Below are 20,595 nucleotides of genomic sequence, written 5' to 3' on the forward strand. Positions count from 1 at the left end.
GTCGGCGCTGTGGGAGGCGTCGCTGTTCGAGGAGCACGACTTCCGGGACATCAAGATCTCGGTGAAGCACAACGACCCCGTGGTGATGGTCAACGCGTATCAGCTGCTCGCCGAGAGGTGTGACTACCCGCTGCACCTCGGGGTGACGGAGGCCGGCCCGGCGTTCCAGGGCACCATCAAGTCGGCCGTGGCCTTCGGCGCCCTGCTGTCGCGCGGGATCGGTGACACGATCCGGGTGTCCCTGAGCGCACCGCCCGCCGAAGAGGTCAAGGTCGGCATCCAGATCCTGGAGTCGCTGGGGCTGCGGCAGCGTCGCCTGGAGATCGTCTCCTGCCCGTCGTGCGGGCGAGCGCAGGTGGACGTCTACAAGCTGGCCGAGGAGGTGACGGCCGGCCTGGAGGGCATGGAGGTGCCGCTGCGCGTCGCGGTCATGGGGTGCGTGGTGAACGGCCCCGGCGAGGCGCGCGAGGCCGACCTCGGTGTCGCCTCCGGCAACGGCAAGGGACAGATCTTCGTCAAGGGCGAGGTCATCAAGACCGTGCCCGAGTCCAAGATCGTCGAGACCCTGATCGAGGAGGCGATGAAGATCGCCGAGCAGATGGAGCAGGACGGGGCCGCATCGGGCGCCCCCATCGTCACGGGGAAACCAGCAGTGACTGTGAGTTGAAGCAAGGCACGGACCGAGAGGGGGCCCGAGCGTGACGATTCTGGAGAGCATCCGGGGACCGCGCGACCTGAAGGCGCTGTCCGAGGCGGAACTCGGTGAACTGTCCGACGAGATCAGGGAGTTCCTGGTGCACGCGGTCGCCAGGACCGGCGGACATCTCGGGCCCAACCTGGGGGTGGTGGAACTCTCCATCGCGCTCCACCGGGTCTTCGAGTCGCCGGTCGACCGCATCGTCTGGGACACCGGCCACCAGAGCTACGTGCACAAGCTCCTGACGGGCCGTCAGGACTTCTCCAAGCTGCGCCGCAAGGGCGGCCTGTCCGGCTACCCCTCGCGGGAGGAGTCCGAGCACGACATCGTCGAGAACAGCCACGCCTCCACCGCGCTCGGCTGGGCCGACGGACTCGCCAAGGCCCGCCAGGTGCAGGGGGAGAAGGGCCATGTCGTCGCGGTGATCGGCGACGGCGCACTGACCGGCGGCATGGCCTGGGAGGCGCTGAACAACATCGCGGCCGCCAAGGACCGGCCGCTGATCATCGTCGTCAACGACAACGAACGCTCGTACGCCCCGACCATCGGGGGCCTCGCCAACCACCTGGCCGCCCTGCGCACGACCGACGGCTACGAGAAGGTCCTGGCCTGGGGCAAGGACGTACTGCTGCGGACCCCGCTGGTGGGCAACACGCTCTACGAGTCCCTGCACGGCGCGAAGAAGGGCTTCAAGGACGCCTTCGCACCGCAGGGCATGTTCGAGGACCTGGGCCTGAAGTACGTCGGCCCGATCGACGGACACGACATCGGGGCCGTCGAGTCCGCGCTGCGCAGGGCCAAGCGCTTCCACGGGCCCGTGCTGGTCCACTGCCTGACGGAGAAGGGGCGCGGCTACGAACCCGCCGTGGCGCACGAGGAGGACCACTTCCACACCGTCGGTGTGATGGACCCGCTGACCTGCGAGCCGCTCGCGCCGTCCAACGGGCCGTCGTGGACCTCGGTGTTCGGGGACGAGATCGTGCGGATCGGGGAGGAACGGGAGGACGTCGTGGCGATCACGGCGGCCATGCTGCATCCCGTCGGGCTGGGCAGGTTCGCGCAGCGGTTCCCGGACCGGGTCTGGGACGTCGGGATCGCCGAGCAGCACGCGGCCGTGTCGGCGGCCGGGCTCGCGACGGGTGGGCTGCATCCGGTCGTCGCCGTCTACGCCACGTTCCTCAACCGGGCCTTCGACCAGCTCCTCATGGACGTCGCGCTGCACCGCTGCGCAGTGACGTTCGTGCTTGACCGGGCCGGCGTCACAGGTGCCGACGGGCCCTCCCACAACGGCATGTGGGACATGTCGATCCTCCAGGTCGTGCCCGGCCTCAGGATCGCCGCGCCGCGTGACGCCGACCAGTTGCGGGCGCAGCTGCGGGAGGCGGTGGCCGTCGACGACGCCCCCACGCTGGTGCGGTTCCCGAAGGAGTCGGTCGGCCCGTCGATCCCGGCGGTCGACCGGATCGGCGGCCTGGACGTGCTGCACCGGTCGGCCCAGGAGCCGGACGTCCTCCTGGTAGCCGTCGGTGTGATGGCCCCGGTGTGCCTCCAGGCGGCCGAGCTGCTGGAGGCACGCGGCATCACCTGCACCGTCGTCGACCCGCGCTGGGTCAAACCCGTCGACCCCGCGCTGCCGCCCCTCGCCGCCCGGCACCGGCTGGTGGCCGTCGTCGAGGACAACAGCCGCTCTGCCGGGGTCGGTGCCGCGGTGGCCCTGGCGCTGGGCGACGCCGATGTCGATGTGCCCGTACGGCGGTTCGGCATCCCGGAGCAGTTCCTCGCGCACGCCAAGCGGGGCGAGGTGCTCGCCGACATCGGGCTCACGCCCGTCGAGGTCGCCGGACGGATCAGCGCGAGCCTGGCCCTCAAGGAGGCCGAGGACGGCCCGGCCGGCACAGAGCGGGCCGACGGCGGCCAGGACGGTCGTACCGCCGTGCCAGTCAAGGAGAAGGCTGAATGACCACCGAGTTCGACCTCGGCACACTCCTCGCCGAGCGCGGAGACGAGCGCTACGAGCTGCACAGCGAGTACCTGAACCACCAGCTCCCGCGCATGCTGCGCACCATCGGCTTCGACAAGGTCTACGAGCGGGCCGAGGGCGCCTACTTCTGGGACGCGGACGGCGACGACTACCTGGACATGCTCGCCGGGTTCGGGGTGATGGGCCTGGGGCGCCACCACCCCGTCGTCCGCAAGGCGCTGCACGACGTCCTCGACGCCTCCCTCGCCGACCTCACCCGCTTCGACTGCCAGCCGCTGCCCGGGCTGCTGGCCGAGAAGCTGCTCGCGCACAGCCCTCACCTGGACCGGGTGTTCTTCGGCAACAGCGGGACGGAGGCAGTGGAGGCCGCGCTGAAGTTCGCGCGGTTCGTCACCGGAAGGCCGCGGATCCTGTACTGCGAGCACGCCTTCCACGGACTGACCACCGGCTCCCTGTCCGTCAACGGCGAGGCCGGCTTCCGGGACGGATTCGCCCCGCTCCTGCCCGACACGGCCGTACCGCTCGGCGATCTCGACGCCCTGGCACGGGAGCTGCGGAAGGGCGACGTGGCGGCCCTGATCGTCGAGCCGATCCAGGGCAAGGGCGTGCACGAGGCCCCACCCGGCTATCTGCGGGCCGCCCAGGAGTTGCTGCACCGGCACAAGGCGCTGCTCGTCGCCGACGAGGTGCAGACCGGGCTCGGCAGGACCGGCGACTTCTACGCCTATCAGCACGAGGACGGCGTCGAACCCGACCTGGTGTGTGTGGCCAAGGCGCTCTCCGGGGGCTATGTGCCGGTGAGTGCCACGCTCGGCAAGGACTGGATCTTCAAGAAGGTCTACTCGTCCATGGACCGCGTGCTGGTCCACTCGGCGAGCTTCGGATCCAACGCGCAGGCCATGGCGGCCGGGCTCGCCGTGCTGTCCGTCATGGAGAACGAACAGCTCGTCGCCCATGCCCGGGCGACAGGCGAGCAGCTGAAGTCCCGGCTCGCGGCGCTGATCGACAAGTACGAGCTGCTCGCCGACGTCCGTGGCCGGGGGCTGATGATCGGCATCGAGTTCGGCCGCCCCGACTCGCTGAAGCTGCGCAGCCGTTGGACCATGCTGCAGGCCGCGCGCAAGGGCCTGTTCGCGCAGATGGTCGTCGTGCCACTGCTACGTCGGCACCGGATCCTCACCCAGGTCTCCGGGGACCACCTGGAGGTGATCAAGCTGATTCCGCCGCTGATCATCGGCGAGCGGGAGGTGGGCCGGTTCGTGGACGCCTTCACCGACGTGATGGACGACGCGCACAGTGGTGGCGGGCTGATCTGGGACTTCGGCAAGACGCTGATCAAGCAGGCGGTCGGCAACCGCTAGAACATGGTACGAGCTCGTCCGAGGCCGCCTCTTTTGCCTTTGAGGCAAGAAAATTGCCGATCAGGCAAGCCTCGGGCTGAATGGAGAGCATGAGCTCTGCCGATACCGGACACGAGCCGGAGCCGACGACCGGGGCGGCCCAAGCCCTGCCCGCCGTCGCGCCCCAGCTCCGTGCGCTGCGCCGCCGCGCCTCCCTCACCCTGGAGGCCGCGGCCCGCTCCGCCGGGCTGTCGCCCGCCCACCTCTCCCGTCTGGAGACCGGGCAGCGCCAGCCCTCGCTGCCGATGCTGCTCGCGCTCGCACGCGTCTACGGTACGACCGTCTCCGAGCTGCTCGGCGAGACGGTCGCCGACCGGGACGCCGTGGTGAGCTCCGCGGACATGGAGCCGACCGAGGCGGGCGGCTGGACGTACTGGCAGGCCGGCGCCCCCGGGCGCGGGATGCAGGCGCTGCGCGTCCACGTGCCGTACGGCTCGCAGGGCGACATCGTGCGCGTGCATCCCGGCGAGGAGTGGCTCTATGTCCTCAACGGGCGGCTGCGGTTGCGCCTCGGGGACACCACGCACCGGCTCGCGCCCGGCGACAGCGCGCACTTCGACTCGCTCACCCCGCACCGCATCGCCGCCCAGGACCAGGGCGGGGTCGAGCTGCTGTTCGTCCACACCCTGCTGCAGAGCCCCACGGCCACGCTGTGCCTGGGCCCCACGCTTGGAGAGACGCCGTGAGCGACATGGAGGAGAAGTTCCCGCGCGCCCTGTGGGTGCGGCTCATCATCTACATCGCGGTGGGGCATGTCTTCGCGGCCTTCATCTACCTGCTGTTCGAGGCGGGCGCGCAGTAGGCGTGCGAGGCGTGGCCGTGGCGGCCGGGGCTCAGTCGAGCAGCCGCTCGCGCAGTCGCTCGCGGGTCTCCGGGGTGATCCGCAGACCCTGCTCCACATAGGCGTCGACGCCGCCCCACGTCTCCTCGATCGTCTCGAAGGCCGCCGTCAGATACTCGGCGCGGGCGTCGAACAGAGGGCTGAGCAGCTCCATGACCTCGGGGGAGTAGGCCGAGGCGGCGCTGCTGCTGCGGTGCACCTTGTAGCGGCGGTGCTTGGCGTTGGACTCCAGGTAGTCGGTGAGGATCGCCTCGCGCTCGACGCCGAGGGCGAGCAGCGTCACGGCGATGGACAGGCCGGCGCGGTCCTTGCCGGCGGCGCAGTGCATCAGGGCGGGGACGCTGTCCTCGGCGAGCGCGTGCAGCACCTGGGAGTGCTCGCCGGTGCGCTCCTTGATGATCGTGCGGTACGAGGCGATCATCCGGTTCGCGGCCTTGCCGTCCGCCAGGATCTCTCGCAGCTGGTCGATGTCGCCGTCGCGGACCATCTTCCAGAACTCCGCGCCGTCCGCGGGGTCGCTCAGCGGCAGGTTCACATTGCGCACGCCCGGCAGCTCCACGTCCGGGCCCTCGAGCTTCTGGTCGGCCGCGTTGCGGAAGTCGAAGATCGTGTGCAGGCCCAGGGAGCCGAGGAAGGCGGCGTCGTCCTCGGTCGCGTGCGCCAGGTGGCCGCTGCGGAACAGCACTCCGTGCCGCACCCGCCGACCGTCCACTGTCGGCAGTCCGCCTACATCGCGGAAATTGCGGACTCCAGCCAGTTCGGGCTCGGTGGACGGGATCTGCTGCGTCACGGGGGCTCCCTCCCAGTCGGCCCCGGCGGCGCGGCTCGGCGTGGTGGCCGACGGGGTGCGCTCCCGACGATACGACATGGCTTCCTGGGGCAATGAGTTGTCCACAGGCGTTGCCCCGGGGCGGCCGAGACCTTGATGATGTTGGGACTTGATCGCACCTGTTCGTATCTGTGAGGGCTTGATGCTGGAGATCTCCGACAACGGCCGTACATGGCTCCTCTCCGGGCCGACCAGCGGTTACGCCGTCCACCTGACCGACGGCGACGAGCTCCTGCACCTCCACTGGGGGCCGCGGATCGCACTCGCCGACGCCGAGGCCCTCGCCGCGAGCCCGTTGCCGCAGTACTGGGCCTTCGAGTCCCCGCTCGACGGGCGTGAGGAGTACCCGGTCGAGGGCGGCCCCCGCTTCGTACGGCCCGCCCTGTCCGTGCGCAGCGACGAGCGGCACGGCACCGAGTGGGGCTTCGAGCGGTACGAGACCGAGGGCGACGAGCTGCGGTTGCGCTTTCGTGACGGGGGTCTGTACGTCACCCTGCACTACCGGATGCGCGACGACATCGTGGAGCGCTGGGTGACGCTGCACAACCAGGGGCGCGCCCTGGAGCTCCTGCGCGCCGACTCGGCCACCTGGACGCTGCCGGACCGGGAGGACTGGCGGCTGTCCCAGCTGCACGGCCGCTGGGGCGCCGAGTCCCGTCTTGTGCGGTCTCCTCTCACCTACGGTGAGAAGGTCATCGGCAGCCGTCGCGGGCACACCGGGCACCAGCACCTGCCGTGGGTCGCGCTCGACACGGACGCCACCGAGGAGCGCGGTGAGGTCTACGGCTGCGCTCTCGGCTGGTCCGGGTCCTGGCGCATCGCCGTCGCCCAACTCCCGGACGCGCGCGTGCAGATCACCGGCGGGGCCGGACACGACGACTCCGGTCTGCTGCGGCTGGCCCCGGGGGAGTCCTTCACGACGCCCGTCTTCGCCGGGTTGTGGAGCGACAGCGGCTTCGGCGGGGCGAGCCGGGCCTGGCACGCGTACCAGCGCGCGTACGTGATCCCGGACGCAGGCCAGGACCGGCCGGTGCTGTTCAACTCCTGGGAGGCGACCGAGTTCGACATCTCCGAGGATCAGCAGAGCGTGCTCGCGCGGCGGGCGGCGGCCATCGGTGTCGAACTGTTCGTGGTCGACGACGGTTGGTTCGGGGCGCGCACCAGCGACCGCGCCGGGCTCGGCGACTGGACGCCGAACCCCGACCGCTTCCCGTCCGGGCTCAGGCCGCTCGCGGAGTACGTGCACGCCCTCGGTATGCAGTTCGGCATCTGGGTCGAACCGGAAATGGTCAATCCGGACAGTGAGTTGTATCGCACCCATCCCGACTGGGTTCAGCATCAAACGGGTCGAAAGCGGACGGAATTCCGCAATCAGCTCGTGCTGAACCTCGCGCGCGAGGATGTCCAGGAGTACCTCTGGGAGCGGCTCGACGGGCTCCTCTCCAGCGCCCCGATCGACTATGTGAAGTGGGACTTCAACCGCTGCTTCACCGACGCCGGCTGGCCCGGGGAGTCGTACCCGCAGCGGCTGTGGGTCGACCATGTGCGCGCGCTGTACGGCCTGCTGGACCGGCTGCGGGCCGCCCATCCGGGCGTCGCCTTCGAGTCCTGCTCGGGCGGCGGCGGGCGGATCGACCTCGGCGTGCTGAGCCGTACGGACCAGGTGTGGACCTCGGACAACACCGACCCGCTGGACCGGCTGGACATCCAGCACGGCTTCAGTCAGATCCACCCGGCCCGCGCCATGGCCGCCTGGGTCACCGACAGCCCGAACGCCATGCTCAACCAGCGCGCCAGCTCCCTGCGCTTCCGGTTCGTGAGCGCCATGGCCGGAGTGCTCGGGGTCGGGGGCGACCTCGCGCGGTGGAGCGAGGAGGAACTCGCCGAGGCCCGGGAGTGGGTGGCGCTGTACAAGGAGATCCGGCCCGTGGTGCAGCGCGGTGACCTCTACCGGCTGCGGCCTCCGGCGGGCGGACTGAGCGCGGTGCAGTACGCGCTCGGGGATGAGGCGGTCGTCCTCGCCTGGCTCCAGGCCCAGCGTTACGGCGAGCCCGCCCCGGCGCTGCGGCTGCGCGCGCTCGACCCGACAGCGTCGTACGAATGCCTTGAAACGGGCGAAATTCACAGAGGTGCAGTATTGCTGCATCACGGACTGCGTACCGGGTTGTGCGGCGACCTCGATGCGACGGTTATCCGGCTGCGTCGCATCTAGGAGTTCTGTCCGAATTGGCGCCTTCATTCCAACTCGCTCTCGCCTGAAGGAAGGTGGAGCAGTGTCACGTGAGGAGCGTCATATTCGTGACCGTGTGTCGCCCGTCATGTCCACGTAATTCACGTGCTTCTCATGGGGCTTTGTGTTTGGCGGCGCCCCAATAATGCACGGAGGGTGACCGGTAATTCCCGCAAGGGATCAACAGGAACGCATTCGGACGGAACCTCTCGCTTGTTCCCATGCGTCTTCCTCGCTTACGTTCGCCACCAATCCGGACGGACGCCTAATCCTGCCGCCGCCCGGATCCCGCGCAAACTCACCCGTACGGCAGGAGCGGGGGACCCACAGGTACAACCGCCTGTTCCGGTCTCCGGAACAGGCTTGGGGTCAAGTCGCGTCCCCGACGCGGCCGGGCATCTCCAGCCCGCACCCGACAGCTCACCTCGCAGGCGCCGGAGAGGAATTCGCCATGCCCGCGAAGGGTAAGCACCGCCGCCCGAAGCCCCCCCGCTTCACCCGCTCCATCGCAGTCGCCGGAACCGGCGGCGCCGCTCTCGCCCTCCCGTTCATCGGTGCCACCGGGGCCCACGCCGCTCCCTCGCAGTCCGTTTCGGAAAAGGCCGTTCAGGTTCTTCCGGTTGCCGGTCAGAAGGCCGCCGAGAAGAAGGAGACGACGCAGAAGGCGGATGTGCGGACGTATTCCGTGAAGGCCGGCGACTACCTTTCGAAGATCGCCGACGAGCAGAACGTGAGCGGCGGCTGGAAGAAGCTCTACGCCGACAACCGGGAGACCGTCGGCGACGACCCGTCGCTGATCCACCCCGGTCTGAAGCTCACCATCGGCGGCAAGAAGGCCGCGACGAGCACCCCCAAGTCGTCCTCCCCTTCCTCGTCATCGTCATCGTCATCGTCCTCGGACTCGTCCGCGTCGAAGTCGTCGAAGTCCGCCGCGTCGAAGGCGACCACGGCCGCCGAGAGCGCCGGGACCACCGGCACCACCAACGGCTTCACGGCCCCCGTGGCCGGTGCCGCCGTCGGCACCGCCTACAAGGTGGCGGGCAGCATGTGGTCCAGCGGCTACCACACCGGCGTGGACTTCGTCGTCCCGACCGGTACCTCGCTGAAGGCCGTGGGCGCGGGCACGGTCGTCTCCGCCGGCTGGGCCGGTGCGTACGGCAACCAGGTCGTCATCCAGCTCGCCGACGGACACTACGCGCAGTACGCCCACCTGTCGTCCCTCTCGGTGTCGAGCGGCCAGTCCGTCACCGCGGGCCAGGAGGTCGGGCTGTCCGGCTCGACCGGCAACTCGACCGGTCCGCACCTGCACTTCGAGATCCGCACCACGCCGGACTACGGCTCGGACCTGGACCCGGTCGCCTACCTCCGCTCGAAGGGCGTTGCCATCGGCTGACGGTCGCCTTCGGCGAAGCCGCCTGCCTGACACGCGAGTCGAAGGCCGGACCCCGATCCCCGGGTCCGGCCTTCGGTGTGTCCGGGGTGTCGACAGGGAGGGGGCGATGACGGGAGAGTGATCTCCGTCAGACGGGGCAAGCGCTTTCTGCCGTGCTGCCGCTGTCACACCTCCAAGTCATCGCCCCAGCGAAGGAGCCCCGATCCGTGACGACCACGCGCAGAGCATTCGGAATCCTGGCCGCCGGCGCGGCCCTGGGCGCACTGGCTCCCGCGGGCACGGCGAGTGCCGCTCCCCGTGGCCGGCTCATCGCCCACGACAACTTCTGCCACGGCCTGGGCCGGTGGGCGACCGAGTTGCAGGACGGCGGCACCGTCACCGCGTCGCGCGGCGTCCTGGAGATCGACGTGCCCAGTGGTGCGACGGTGTGGTTCAAGAAGCGCCTCGAAGGGCCGTACGTCCTCCAGTACACGGCCACCGCCGTCTCGGAAGGCGGGCCCAACGACCGCGTCTCCGACCTCAACAACTTCTGGAACGCCCTCGACGTCCGCTCCCCGGACGACCTCTTCGCCACCGAGCGGGGCGGCGCGCTGGCGGAGTACGACTACCTCAAGACCTACTACTCCGGTTACGGCGCCAACTACAACACCACGACACGACTGCGCCGCTACGTCGGCGAGGCCGGGGTGCGTCCGCTGGTCCTCGACTACACCGAACCGCTGCTGGTGCCGAACCAGCCGAACCGGGTCCGTATCGTGGCCGACGGTTCGACCGTCCAGTGGTGGAACAACGGGCGGCTCGTCTTCGACCACATCGACCAGCAGCCCTACACCAGCGGGCACTTCGCCTTCCGGACCGTGTGGAGCCACTTCCGCGTCAGTGACTTCCGAGTGTGGCGGCTGCGCCCTCAACGCGCCTGATCAGAGGGTTATTCCGGGCTTGGTCAACACTTTGGGAGTGGCTTATCTCACCGCTCGTCAATCCCTTCCTACGGTCGCGTAGGTCACATTGGAAGGTGAATCATGTGCCGACGTGGCAGACGATTCGAAGAATGACAGCAGATCAGTGATCGGGTCGTACGTCGCGGTGGGGGACAGCTTCACCGAGGGCGTCGGCGACCCCGGCCCCGACGGGGCGTTCGTCGGCTGGGCCGACCGGTTCGCGGTCCTGCTCGCGGACCGGCGGCCCGAGGGCGACTTCGACTACACCAACCTCGCCGTGCGCGGCAAACTGCTCGACCAGATCGTGGCGGACCAGCTCCCACGGGCCATCGAACTGGCCCCGGACCTGATCTCGTTCTGCGCGGGCGGCAACGACATCATCCGGCCCGGAACCGACCCCGACGAGGTGGCCGAGCGCTTCGAGCGTGCGGTCGCCCGGCTCACCTCCGCGATCGGCACCGTCATGGTGACGACCGGTTTCGACACCCGTGGCGTGCCCCTGTTGAAGCATCTGCGCGGCAAGATCGCCACGTACAACGGCCATGTGCGGGCCATCGCCGACCGGTACGGCTGTCCCGTGCTCGACCTGTGGTCCCTGAAGACCGTTCAGGACCGCAGGGCCTGGGACGACGACCGGCTCCACCTGTCCCCCGAGGGGCACACGCGCGTGGCGCTCCGCGCGGGCCAGGTCCTCGGCCTGGAGGTGCCGGCCGACCCGGACCAGCCCTGGCCTCCGCTTCCGCCCCGCGGCACCCTCGAGATCCGGCGGGACGACGTCCACTGGGCGCGCGAGTACCTGGTGCCCTGGATCGGGCGGCGCCTGCGCGGTGAGTCGTCGGGGGACCATGTGACGGCCAAGGGCGCGCTGTCCCCGGACGACATCAAGATGCGGATCGACTGGGTGGCTTGAGAGCGGTTCGCGAGCGAACGGTGGGTGCGGGCCGTGCCGACGCGTGATCGGTACGGCCCGCGCGGATGTCGTCCGACAGGTGACGCCGGGAGCAAGTCTTATGGCAGGGCGGGCAAGCCCTATGGCAGGGCGGCCGTATGTGTCGGTCTCACCTATGGGCCGGGGCACGTATATGTCCGTCTCGCGTATGTGTCCGGCTCACCCATGGGCCGATCACACGTATGGGCCCGCTCGTACGTATGTGTCCGGCTCGCCTATGGGGCGACCACACGTACGGGCCCGCTCGCACGTATGTGTCCAGCTCGCCTATGGGGCGACCACACGTATGTGTCGGTCCCACCCATGGGTCGGTCACACGTAGGCCGCGGTCTCACCGCGTCGACGCTGTCAAGGCATCCCGCTCCAGCCCGAGTTCCCGGGCGAGCGCCTCGTCCACCCACTCCCGGGCACGCGTGCGTGACACCGCGCCCGGATATGACGTCAGCTGTACGGCGAGCCCGTCGAGGAGCGCCGTCAGGCGCAGGGCCGTGCCGGTGGGGTCGGGGCAGTGGAACTCCTCCGCGGCCACGCCCTCCGCGATGACCTTGGTGATGGCCGCCTTCCACTGCCGGTCGAGGTCCCGTGTGACCTCCTGAAGGGCGGGCTCGCGCAACGCCGCGGCCCAGCCCTCGATCCACAGCCGCCAGCCCTTGGCCTGGCCGGTCGGCGCGTACCAGCGCACGGCAGCCCGCAACCGTCGCAGCGCCGTCGTACGGCGGCCGAGGATCCTGCGCAGACGGGCCAGGTCACCCTCGGCGGCGTGGGTGAACGCGGCGGCGACCAGTTTCTCCTTCGTGGCGAAGTGATAGAGCACCAGAGCGTTGCTCACCCCGAGCGCCGCGGCCACGTCGGCGATTCTCACCGCCACCACGCCCCGCGCCTCTATCTGCTCGACGGCGGCCCGCAGCAACTCCTCACGCCGCTCGGCCACGCTCAACCGCACTCTTGCCACGCCGTCACCATAAGGCCTGGGTGTCGGCCGTCAGAGGGCCCCGCGTCCCTGCGAGGACACGCCCCTGCGAGGACTCGCCCCTGTGAGAACACGCCGCCCACGGTCACCGGTGCCAGCCGAACCGCTCGGCGGTCACCGACAGCCGGTCCGCCGCGATGGCGTGCGCGGCGGACCGGGGGGTTGTCCCGTCGGCCTCGGCACGGCCCAGTATGCGGTCGGTCAGGACACGCATCGAGCGTCGAATGTGGGCGAACGCCTCGTCCGCCTCGGCGTCGAGGTCGCCGAACAGCGTCCACCACCACCAGGCATTGGTCGCCGAGTTGACCACGACGTCCGGCAGGACGGTGATGCCCCGCGCGGCCAGCAGTTCCTCCGCCTCGGGTCGTACGGGCATGTTGGCCGCTTCGGCTATCCAACGGGCGGTGATCCGGCCCTGGTTCGCGATGTCGACCGCGTACGAGACGGCCGCCGGTACCAGTACCTCCGCCTCGGCCGACAACCAGGCGTCGCCCGGCAGTTCGCGGTCGCCAGGGCGCAGCGCGTCGCGGTCCACGGTGCCGTACGCGTCCCGCGCCGTGAGCAGGGCCTCGACGTCCAGGCCCGCCGGGTTGGCAATCGTCCCCTTGATGTCGGCGATCGCCACGACGGTGAGTCCCGCGCGCGTGAGGAAGCGTGCCGTGGCACCGCCCATGGTGCCGAATCCCTGTAGGGAGACGCGGGTCCTCCAGTACGGCACACCCGCCCGATCCAGGGCGGTGAGCACCGACTCGGCGACGCCGCAGCCGCCGACCAACTCGTCGAGCCCGATGCCGTCCACCTCGACCGCGAACGCGTCCGCGATCCGCCGACGGGCGCCTTCCTCGTCGTCGAGCAGCGGATACACGGCCTGGACGGAGGAGACGAGCCCGGCCTCGCCGACCGCCCGGTCGACCAGGTCCTGGGTGAGACCTAGGTCCTCGCCCGTGGTCCAGCAGCTCTCGATGTACGGCCGCATGGACCTCAGGTAGCGCACCAGGAGGCCGTACGCCTCCGGATCCCGGGGGTCGCAGTCGATGCCACCCTTGGCGCCGCCCAGGGGGACGTAACGGGTCTCGGGGTCGTAGTGCAGTGCTTCCTTCACGCTCATGCCGCGGGCGAGCCCGGCGACCTCGTCCAGCGTGCAGCCCGGCCGCATCCGCAGTCCGCCGCTGGACACACCGCGCACCAGCCGGTCGACGACCAGGAAGCCCTGGCGGCCGGTGACGTGGTCGGTCCAGGTGAGCGACAACAAGGGAGGGGTCATGGGGTCTCGGTCTCCGGGGGGAGGGAAGGGGAGGGAAGGGGAGGGGAGGGGAGGGGAGGGGAGGGGGCGGAGGGAGCCGTGAGTCGCGCGCTGGTACTGAACGACGGGTCAGTATTGGAGCGGGGGCGGGTACATGTCAATGTAGTGCGGGGGGCTTCCGGGGCGCGGTCGCGCGGGGCGGGGCGTTCGGGGCCGTCGCCCGGGGCCGTCGCCCGGGGTACATCGCCCGGAGCCGTCGCTCGGGCCATCCGGGCTGTCGGAGGGGCTGACCATAATGGAAGCCTTACCGACTCCACCTGGAGGTACCGTGGCCGGTTTCCGTCTTCCGAGCTCCGGGCTCCGCGCCCTGCGGCCCGAAGCCTTCGGCGTGGATCCGAACGGTGAGCGCATGGCGCGCATCCGGAGATCGCCGCACTTCAGGAACGGGGTCTTCCAGAACCCCGGGGGCGCCGCCCGGACCCGGCCGTCCGGATCGATGGTTCAGTTCGCCAAGGTCTTCTTCGACAAGGACACCCGGCCCCGCCGTGCCCCCAAGGGCACGGTGCCGGTGCACCCCACCACCTACGCCGACCTCGCGAAGCCGCCCGCCGGCGGACTGCGCCTGACCTGGATGGGACACTCCAGCGTCCTCGCGGAGATCGACGGCCACCGGGTGCTCTTCGATCCCGTGTGGGGCGAGCGCTGCTCGCCGTTCCCCTTCGCCGGGCCCAAGCGGCTGCACCCCGTGCCGTTGCCGCTCGCCGCGCTCGGCCCGGTCGACGTCGTCGTCATCTCGCACGACCACTACGACCACCTGGACATGCCCACGATCAAGGCGCTGGCCGGCACGGACACGCTGTTCGCCGTACCGCTCGGCGTCGGCGCGCACCTCGAACACTGGGGCGTGTCCGCCGACCGGCTGCGCGAGCTGGACTGGCACGAGACGACGAAGGTCGGCGGACTCACCCTGACCGCCACCCCGGCCCGCCACTTCTGCGGCCGCGGACTGCGCAACACGCAGCACACCCTCTGGGCGTCCTGGGCCGTCGCCTCCGACGAGCACCGGGTGTACCACAGCGGCGACACCGGCTACTTCGAGGGCTTCAAGGACATCGGCGCCGAGTACGGCCCGTTCGACGCCACGATGATCCAGGTCGGCGCCTACTCGGACTTCTGGCCGGACATCCACATGACGCCGGAGGAGGGCGTCCGGGCCCACCTCGACCTGCAGGGCGGCGATCCGACCGGGGGCGTCATGCTGCCGATCCACTGGGGGACCTTCAATCTGGCGCCGCATCCGTGGGCGGAGCCGGGAGAGTGGATGATGCGGGCCACGCACAAGGCCGGGGTCACGATGGCGGCTCCCCGCTGCGGTGAGCCCTTCGAGCCGGCCGCCGTACCGCCCGTCGTGCCGTGGTGGCGTGAGGTGACCGAGGCCCCCGCCGAGGGGTGGCCGGCGTGGCCGCCGGTCGCCTCGGGGCCCGACGGCACAGCGGTGGTCTAAGGCGGGCTCGGCACAGCCAGGGGCGTGCGCGGGCTCGGTACAGCCAGGGGCGTGCGCTGGCCTTGCCACGGCGATCTTCGTCTGGCTGTCCGGGAAGGGCCCTCGCTGATACGCCAGGGGCCATGTGATTGTTTCGTGGTGCGTGCGGATGCGCATGCACCGGATTTGCGCGCTCCTTCGTGTGGTTCACGCGGGGCGTGTCGGGGTGCTTGGGGGCGTTCAAGAGTTCGCGTGCGCCGATACGGCCGGTGACGTGCCGGGGGTCGGCGCGCTCGGCGTGCGGGCGCTGAAACGTCACGGCCGAAGCGTTCGCGGGTGGGGAAACGGCAAGTCGGCGCGGGGTGAGGTGGACGGAGGTGACCCGTCGCCGACTTTGCTTTGTGACCACTTCTGACCATGTCTGATCGTTCGAGTGGTCTATATGGGTGTGTGGCGGGACGGGTTATCGGTCTGTCGTACGAGACCTCATACCAGAGCGGGACGCTGCCTGCCGGACTTTGTCAACTGCCCACCGCACATGATGCGGAGGCGACTACTGTGAGTGTCCGTCGGGCGACACAGAGCCGAATCTCGTCGGCTCTGTCGACCGACATCGCGATGGCGCATGCCCCGGGCCGTGCAGAACGCGCACACCCGCAGGCCCCGACCGACGGACCAGTACGAGGACCCCGATGTCTCAACTCCGCGCCCCGGCCGCACGCGCAGACCGCCGTGAGGGCGGGCGGCACGGGCGCCCGGCCGCCCGCACCGCACCCGCGCTGCCCGAGACCCATATACGGCCCCAACTGATGCGCCTGGCCGTGCTGCCGCCCATCGCGGTGGCGCTCAGCGCCTGCGCGGCAGTCCTGTTCATCGTGCGCACCACCGGAGTACGGCCGAGCCTCACCCTGTGGGCCGTGCTCGCGGGCGCGGTCTCGGTGACTCTCGCCGGCATCCTGATCGCCGCGGTGGCCGCCAATCGCGCCGCGAAATCCGTGCACGACCGCATCGGCGCGCTGCGCCGCAGCAGCGCCCGCGGCGAGGCCGAGCTGCGGGCCCTCGTCGAGGCCCTACGGCGCGGCGACGGCCCACCGAAGCGCAAGTCGCGCAGCGGTCCGCCCGACGGCGCCGACGACTTCGAACTGCTCGCCGCCGATCTGGCCCGCGCCCACGACGGGGCCGTCACCGCCGTCGTCCAGGCCTCCCAGCTCTCCAGCCAGGCGGGCAGCGAACAGAAACTGGAAGTCTTCGTCAACCTCGCCCGGCGCCTTCAGTCGCTCGTGCACCGCGAGATCTCCATCCTCGACGAGTTGGAGAACGAGATCGAGGACCCCGACCTGCTCAAGGGTCTCTTCCACGTGGACCACCTCGCCACCCGAATCCGCCGCCACGCCGAGAACCTCGCCGTGCTCGGCGGCGCCGTCTCCCGTCGGCAGTGGAGCAACCCGGTCTCCATGACCGAGGTACTGCGCTCGGCCATCGCCGAGGTCGAGCAGTACTCCCGGGTCAAGCTCGTGCCGCCCATCGACGGCACCCTGCGCGGACACGCCGTCGCCGACGTCATCCACCTGCTGGCCGAACTCGTCGAGAACGCCACGGTGTTCTCCGCCCCGCACACCCAAGTGCTGCTCCGGGCCAACCTCGTGACTTCGGGGCTCGCCGTCGAGGTCGAGGACCGTGGGCTCGGCATGCCCGTCGGCGAGCAGAACCGTATGAACGCCCTGCTCTCCGACCCCGACCAGGTCAACGTCGGCAGCCTGCTGGCGGACGGGCGCATCGGGCTGTTCGTCGTCTCGCAGCTGGCCAAGCGGCACGGCATCCATGTGCGCCTCCAGACCAACATCTACGGCGGCGTCCAGGCCGTACTCGTCATACCGCAGGGGCTGTTGGGCACCGAACCGGCGGCCCGTGGAGGGACGGCGCGGGCGCAGGAGCCGCAGGACTCGCAAGGTGCCGCGGGAGGCGCGGCCGTACCGCCGCACGCGCCGTCGCAGACTCGTCAGCAGCAGGCCGCGGTGCCGCCCCAGCAGCATCGGCAGCCGGCGTCAGGTGCATCGGTGGGCGGGCAGCGGGGTGCGGGTGAGGCATCGCCGGGGACGCCGCGTCCGCCGCAGTCGCAGGCCGGTGGAGGTGCGGCCCCAAAGGCGAACGGCAGCGGACCGGCACCGCTGCCCGTGCGCGGCGCCCGCGAGGAGCGGGCCAACCCGGCGGAGGCCGTGCCTGGCATCCGGCCCGACGAACGCCGGCTGCTCGCCGAGAACACCGTCACACCGCCGACCCCGCGCGCCGGCACCGTCCGCGGCACCATGGACAAGCCTCAACTGCCACGCCGCCGCGCCCAGGAACACATCGCCCCTCAGCTGCGTGACGGCCCCGCACCGCGCCAGGAGTCCGACGACCTCGCCGGGCACGACCCGGGGCTGATGGCGGCCTTTCAGCGGGGGATCGGGCTCGCCGAGACGCAGCAGCACATGGAAGCGGCGCACATGGATGTCGGGCACATGGATTCCGGGCATGTGGAGGCCCCGCGTATGGAGGCGACGCCCATGGGTGCCGAGCACATGGGTGCCGAGCGCATGGGCGCCGGGTACGTGGACGGCGGGTACATGGGTGGCGGGCACATGTCTGACGGATCCACGGAGTTGGGTCGCAAGGATCTCGGGTGGGTCGATCCGGGACGCATGGATGCCGGACACATGGGTGGCGAACACATGGACGCGGCCCACATGGGCGCCTCGCACACGCCGTCAGGCCACACGACGCACACCGCGTCAGGCACCACAGTTTCGGGCCACACAACATCTGGCTACACAGTGTCGGGCCACACGACGTCCGGCCTTGTGGGCCTGGGCCACACGGACACGAACCACATGGACTCGCCACACACTGCCTCCGCCACCCCGACCAGCCCCATGCACCCGACCACCGCCGCCCCAACGCCCCCACGGCACACCACCTCAGACACCACCTCGCCCGCCCCGGAGCCGACCCCCCCCACCCCCACCCCCACCCCCACACCCCCCGAACCCTCCGAGCCCATCCGCCTGGAGGCCGTGCGCCCGGCGCCGGTCCGTCTGGAGCCGACGCGCCTTGAGACAGGTCGCCCGCAACCCACCCACCTGCGCCCGACCTCCCTGGACGCCCTCCACACAGACGTGACCCCCACGACCACCTGGCCGCACATGGACGTATCGCCCACGGACCGGCCCCACACCACAGAGCCGCACCCCGGGTCAGCGCCCGGCACCGACCACACCACCCGGCCCGACGGGAGCGCACCAGCCGGATGACCACCCCCGCGACCAGCCCGAAGTTCGCCTGGGAGTCCACCCCCACCCCCAGCGCTCCCGCAGACCTTCGTACCTCAAGGAGTCGATCCATCATGGCGAGCGAAGCGCCGACCGCTCAGGTCTCCGATCTCGACTGGCTGATGAGCGGCCTAGTGCAGCGCGTACCGCACACCACCAGCGCGGTGCTCCTCTCCTGCGACGGGCTCGTGAAGTCGGTTCACGGCCTCGACCCGGACAGCGCCGACCACATGGCAGCCCTGGCCTCCGGCCTGTACTCCCTCGGCCGCAGCGCGGGAGTGCGCTTCGGCGACGGCGGGGAGGTGCGTCAGGTCGTCGTCGAGCTCGACTCGACCCTGCTCTTTGTGACCACGGCGGGGTCCGGCACCTGTCTCGCCGTCCTGGCCGGCCGCGAGGCGGACGCGGCGGTGCTCGGCTACGAGATGGCGATGCTGGTCAAGAGCGTCCGTCCGTACCTGGTCACCGCACCTCGGCAGCACTCCGTCGAACCGTCGGCGATGAGGCCTTGAACGTGACGGCGGCCGGCGACGGGCCCTGGCTCGACGACGCGGCCGGACGGCTGGTGCGCCCTTTCACGGTCAGCAACGGCCGTACCCGGCCCACCGTCGCGCTCGACCTCATGTCGCAGGTGATGGCCACCGGGGCGACCCCCCTCGGCTACCTCGGCCCCGAGCACGAGCAGGCGCTCGACCTGTGCCGCGCCCCCATCTCGGTCGCCGAGGTCGCCGCCCACCTGAAGCTGCCGGCGGCGGTCACCAAGGTGCTGCTGTCGGACCTCGTCGACGGCGGGGCGCTCACCACCAAGCCCCCCGAGTTCCACCACAACCCGACTGACCGGGCTCTTCTGGAGGCAGTGCTCGATGGACTACGACGACAGCTCTGACCCGTTCCCCACCGCGCTGAAGATCTTGGTGGCGGGAGGGTTCGGGGTAGGCAAGACCACCTTCGTCGGCGCGGTGAGCGAGATCGCGCCGCTCAGCACCGAGGAGCTGCTCACCACGGTCAGCGCCGCGACCGACAACCTCGAGGGCATCGAGAACAAGATCGAGACGACGGTGGCCATGGACTTCGGCCGCATCACGCTCGATCCGGAACACGTCCTCTATCTGTTCGGCACGCCCGGACAAGAACGGTTCTGGTTCATGTGGGACGAACTCTCCGAGGGCGCGCTCGGCGCGGTCATCCTCGCCGACACCCGGCGCCTGGAGGACTGCTTCGCCGCCGTCGACTTCTTCGAGCAGCGGGGCCTCGGTTTCATCGTGGCCATCAACGAGTTCGACGGCGGCTACCGGTACGACCCCGAGGAGGTCCGCGCCGCCATCGACCTCGACCCGGAGATCCCCGTCGTCCGCTGCGACGCCCGGATCTCCAGCTCCGGTGTCCAGACCCTGCTCACCCTCGTACGGCATCTCATCGCCCACACGCCGGCACCCGCGCCGAGCCACGGCGCCCACATGTGACACCCGCACACACCAGGACGGAGCCGCATATGAACCACGCCCACAGCGACGGAATCCGCCCATGAGCTACGGCCCACCCCGCCCGGTCGCTCGTCTGCTGCTCACCCCCGAGGACAAGGAGGCCCCCGCCCGTGCCCGTCGGCTGCTCCAACTCGGCGTGGCGGAACAGCCGGACCCCGCCCTCGACGCCTTCGCGGACCGCCTCGCCGAACTCACCGCGGCGCCCTACGCCATGGTGAACTTCGTCGGGGAGAACCGGCAGTTCTTCGCCGGCCTGCATGTGCGGCGTGCCGTCTCCCTGGAACGGGCCGACGACGCCAAGCCGGCGCTGGGCCGTCATCTGGAGCGCGACCATGGGTTCTGTCCCCATGTGGTCGTCCGACACAAGGCGTTGGTCCTGGAGGACGTGTGCGACTATCCGCGGTTCGCGGGGAACCCGATCGTCGACGAGTACGGCATCCGCTCCTATCTGGGCGCCCCACTGATCGACTCCAAGGGAATGGCGCTGGGCACGGTGTGCGTCGTCGACGTCGAGCCGCGGCCATGGGGGAGAGTTGGCCTGGACACCATCAAGGCGTCCGCGGCGGAACTGACGATGCGACTGGAGCGGCGGGCGGCGGACGGGCTGCCGTTGTGAGCGGATCTCCCAGGGCCACGGACACCCCGACCGAGCTGTGCCTCGGCGTCCTCGGCTTCGGCTGCGAGGCTCCCTCGCCCGTACCGCGCACCGCCGTACGAGGACGAAAGCAGGTGTGAGAGGGACGCGCGGGGAGGGCGTGAAGGAAAGCTGTGGCGCCGCTTAAGAAAACCTCGATGGACCAGGGCGTCGCCGTACGGCAGATTGCTACGCGATTCCACCCCTCTCCCCGG

Annotated in this window: 17 protein-coding genes, 1 pseudogene and 1 riboswitch; of the genes and pseudogenes, 15 read left to right on the forward strand and 3 right to left on the reverse strand. The window is 70.3% G+C overall.

Going from position 1 to position 20,595, the window contains the following annotated elements; all coding sequences use genetic code 11:
- The 5 genes from ABZ078_RS26430 to ABZ078_RS26450 all read left to right on the forward strand — a co-directional run.
- The coding region (locus ABZ078_RS26430) for a flavodoxin-dependent (E)-4-hydroxy-3-methylbut-2-enyl-diphosphate synthase (protein ID WP_356579103.1) at window positions 1-667 on the forward strand (667 nt) is incomplete at its 5' end.
- A gap of 31 nt (window positions 668-698) precedes the next feature.
- Window positions 699-2,657 carry a 1-deoxy-D-xylulose-5-phosphate synthase gene (dxs, locus tag ABZ078_RS26435; protein ID WP_356579105.1) on the forward strand — a complete coding sequence of 653 codons (1,959 nt, stop codon included), beginning with the start codon at window positions 699-701 and terminating at the stop codon, window positions 2,655-2,657.
- Window positions 2,654-4,039, forward strand: a complete 1,386-nt coding sequence (locus tag ABZ078_RS26440) for an aspartate aminotransferase family protein (protein WP_356579107.1) — start codon at window positions 2,654-2,656, stop codon at window positions 4,037-4,039. Before dxs ends, ABZ078_RS26440 begins: the two co-directional genes overlap by 4 nt.
- An 89-nt stretch (window positions 4,040-4,128) precedes the next feature.
- Window positions 4,129-4,764: an XRE family transcriptional regulator gene (locus tag ABZ078_RS26445; protein ID WP_356579109.1), complete on the forward strand. Its 636-nt coding sequence runs from the start codon at window positions 4,129-4,131 to the stop codon at window positions 4,762-4,764.
- Window positions 4,761-4,880 carry a DUF6126 family protein gene (locus ABZ078_RS26450; RefSeq protein WP_356579111.1) on the forward strand — a complete coding sequence of 40 codons (120 nt, stop codon included), beginning with the start codon at window positions 4,761-4,763 and terminating at the stop codon, window positions 4,878-4,880. The genes ABZ078_RS26445 and ABZ078_RS26450 overlap by 4 nt, the downstream gene beginning before the upstream one ends.
- Window positions 4,881-4,911: 31 nt before the next feature.
- On the opposite strand, the gene ABZ078_RS26455 is transcribed toward ABZ078_RS26450, so the two are convergent.
- Window positions 4,912-5,709 carry a tyrosine-protein phosphatase gene (locus ABZ078_RS26455; RefSeq protein WP_356579243.1) on the reverse strand — a complete coding sequence of 266 codons (798 nt, stop codon included), beginning with the start codon at window positions 5,707-5,709 and terminating at the stop codon, window positions 4,912-4,914.
- 181 nt (window positions 5,710-5,890) lie between these two features.
- Here ABZ078_RS26455 and ABZ078_RS26460 point away from each other — a divergent pair, with 181 nt between their 5' ends.
- The 4 genes from ABZ078_RS26460 to ABZ078_RS26475 all read left to right on the forward strand — a co-directional run bounded on the left by ABZ078_RS26460 (window position 5,891) and on the right by ABZ078_RS26475 (window position 11,222).
- The gene (locus tag ABZ078_RS26460) at window positions 5,891-7,960 is read left to right on the forward strand and encodes an alpha-galactosidase (RefSeq protein WP_356579113.1); all 2,070 of its coding nucleotides are present in this window, start codon (window positions 5,891-5,893) and stop codon (window positions 7,958-7,960) included.
- A 270-nt stretch (window positions 7,961-8,230) separates the two neighbouring features.
- Window positions 8,231-8,425: riboswitch (cyclic di-AMP (ydaO/yuaA leader) on the forward strand.
- Between the two features lie 4 nt (window positions 8,426-8,429).
- Window positions 8,430-9,371 (forward strand): LysM peptidoglycan-binding domain-containing M23 family metallopeptidase, encoded by a 942-nt coding sequence (locus tag ABZ078_RS26465; protein WP_356579115.1) that lies wholly within the window; start codon window positions 8,430-8,432, stop codon window positions 9,369-9,371.
- Between the two features lie 206 nt (window positions 9,372-9,577).
- Window positions 9,578-10,291, forward strand: coding sequence for a DUF6250 domain-containing protein (locus ABZ078_RS26470; RefSeq protein WP_356579117.1), 714 nt, complete (start codon window positions 9,578-9,580; stop codon window positions 10,289-10,291).
- A gap of 145 nt (window positions 10,292-10,436) precedes the next feature.
- Window positions 10,437-11,222 carry an SGNH/GDSL hydrolase family protein gene (locus ABZ078_RS26475; RefSeq protein ID WP_356579245.1) on the forward strand — a complete coding sequence of 262 codons (786 nt, stop codon included), beginning with the start codon at window positions 10,437-10,439 and terminating at the stop codon, window positions 11,220-11,222.
- Window positions 11,223-11,592: 370 nt separating this feature from the next.
- Here the strand turns inward: ABZ078_RS26475 and ABZ078_RS26480 are convergent, their stop codons facing one another.
- Window positions 11,593-12,213, reverse strand: coding sequence for a TetR family transcriptional regulator C-terminal domain-containing protein (locus ABZ078_RS26480; protein ID WP_356579119.1), 621 nt, complete (start codon window positions 12,211-12,213; stop codon window positions 11,593-11,595).
- A 103-nt stretch (window positions 12,214-12,316) separates the two neighbouring features.
- Complete coding sequence (locus ABZ078_RS26485) at window positions 12,317-13,495, reverse strand: Glu/Leu/Phe/Val dehydrogenase dimerization domain-containing protein (RefSeq protein WP_356579121.1); 1,179 nt, start codon at window positions 13,493-13,495, stop codon at window positions 12,317-12,319.
- A gap of 307 nt (window positions 13,496-13,802) precedes the next feature.
- Between ABZ078_RS26485 and ABZ078_RS26490 the strand changes: the two genes are divergently transcribed.
- The 6 genes and pseudogenes from ABZ078_RS26490 to ABZ078_RS26515 all read left to right on the forward strand — a co-directional run bounded on the left by ABZ078_RS26490 (window position 13,803) and on the right by ABZ078_RS26515 (window position 20,362).
- The gene (locus ABZ078_RS26490) at window positions 13,803-14,978 is read left to right on the forward strand and encodes an MBL fold metallo-hydrolase (RefSeq protein WP_356579123.1); all 1,176 of its coding nucleotides are present in this window, start codon (window positions 13,803-13,805) and stop codon (window positions 14,976-14,978) included.
- Window positions 14,979-15,649: 671 nt separating this feature from the next.
- Window positions 15,650-17,437: pseudogene (locus ABZ078_RS26495) on the forward strand (ATP-binding protein); the annotation flags it as partial.
- Between the two features lie 902 nt (window positions 17,438-18,339).
- On the forward strand, window positions 18,340-18,774 hold the full coding sequence (locus ABZ078_RS26500; RefSeq protein WP_356579124.1) for a roadblock/LC7 domain-containing protein: 435 nt from the start codon (window positions 18,340-18,342) through the stop codon (window positions 18,772-18,774).
- Between the two features lie 2 nt (window positions 18,775-18,776).
- Window positions 18,777-19,148: a DUF742 domain-containing protein gene (locus ABZ078_RS26505; RefSeq protein WP_356579247.1), complete on the forward strand. Its 372-nt coding sequence runs from the start codon at window positions 18,777-18,779 to the stop codon at window positions 19,146-19,148.
- On the forward strand, window positions 19,126-19,725 hold the full coding sequence (locus tag ABZ078_RS26510) for an ATP/GTP-binding protein (protein WP_356579125.1): 600 nt from the start codon (window positions 19,126-19,128) through the stop codon (window positions 19,723-19,725). The genes ABZ078_RS26505 and ABZ078_RS26510 overlap by 23 nt, the downstream gene beginning before the upstream one ends.
- Before the next feature lie 61 nt (window positions 19,726-19,786).
- The gene (locus tag ABZ078_RS26515) at window positions 19,787-20,362 is read left to right on the forward strand and encodes a GAF domain-containing protein (protein ID WP_356579127.1); all 576 of its coding nucleotides are present in this window, start codon (window positions 19,787-19,789) and stop codon (window positions 20,360-20,362) included.
- The last annotated feature ends 233 nt before the right edge of the window (window positions 20,363-20,595 follow it).

Origin of the sequence: Streptomyces sp. NPDC006385 (assembly GCF_040612485.1) — a bacterium.
Classification (GTDB): Bacteria; Actinomycetota; Actinomycetes; order Streptomycetales; family Streptomycetaceae; genus Streptomyces.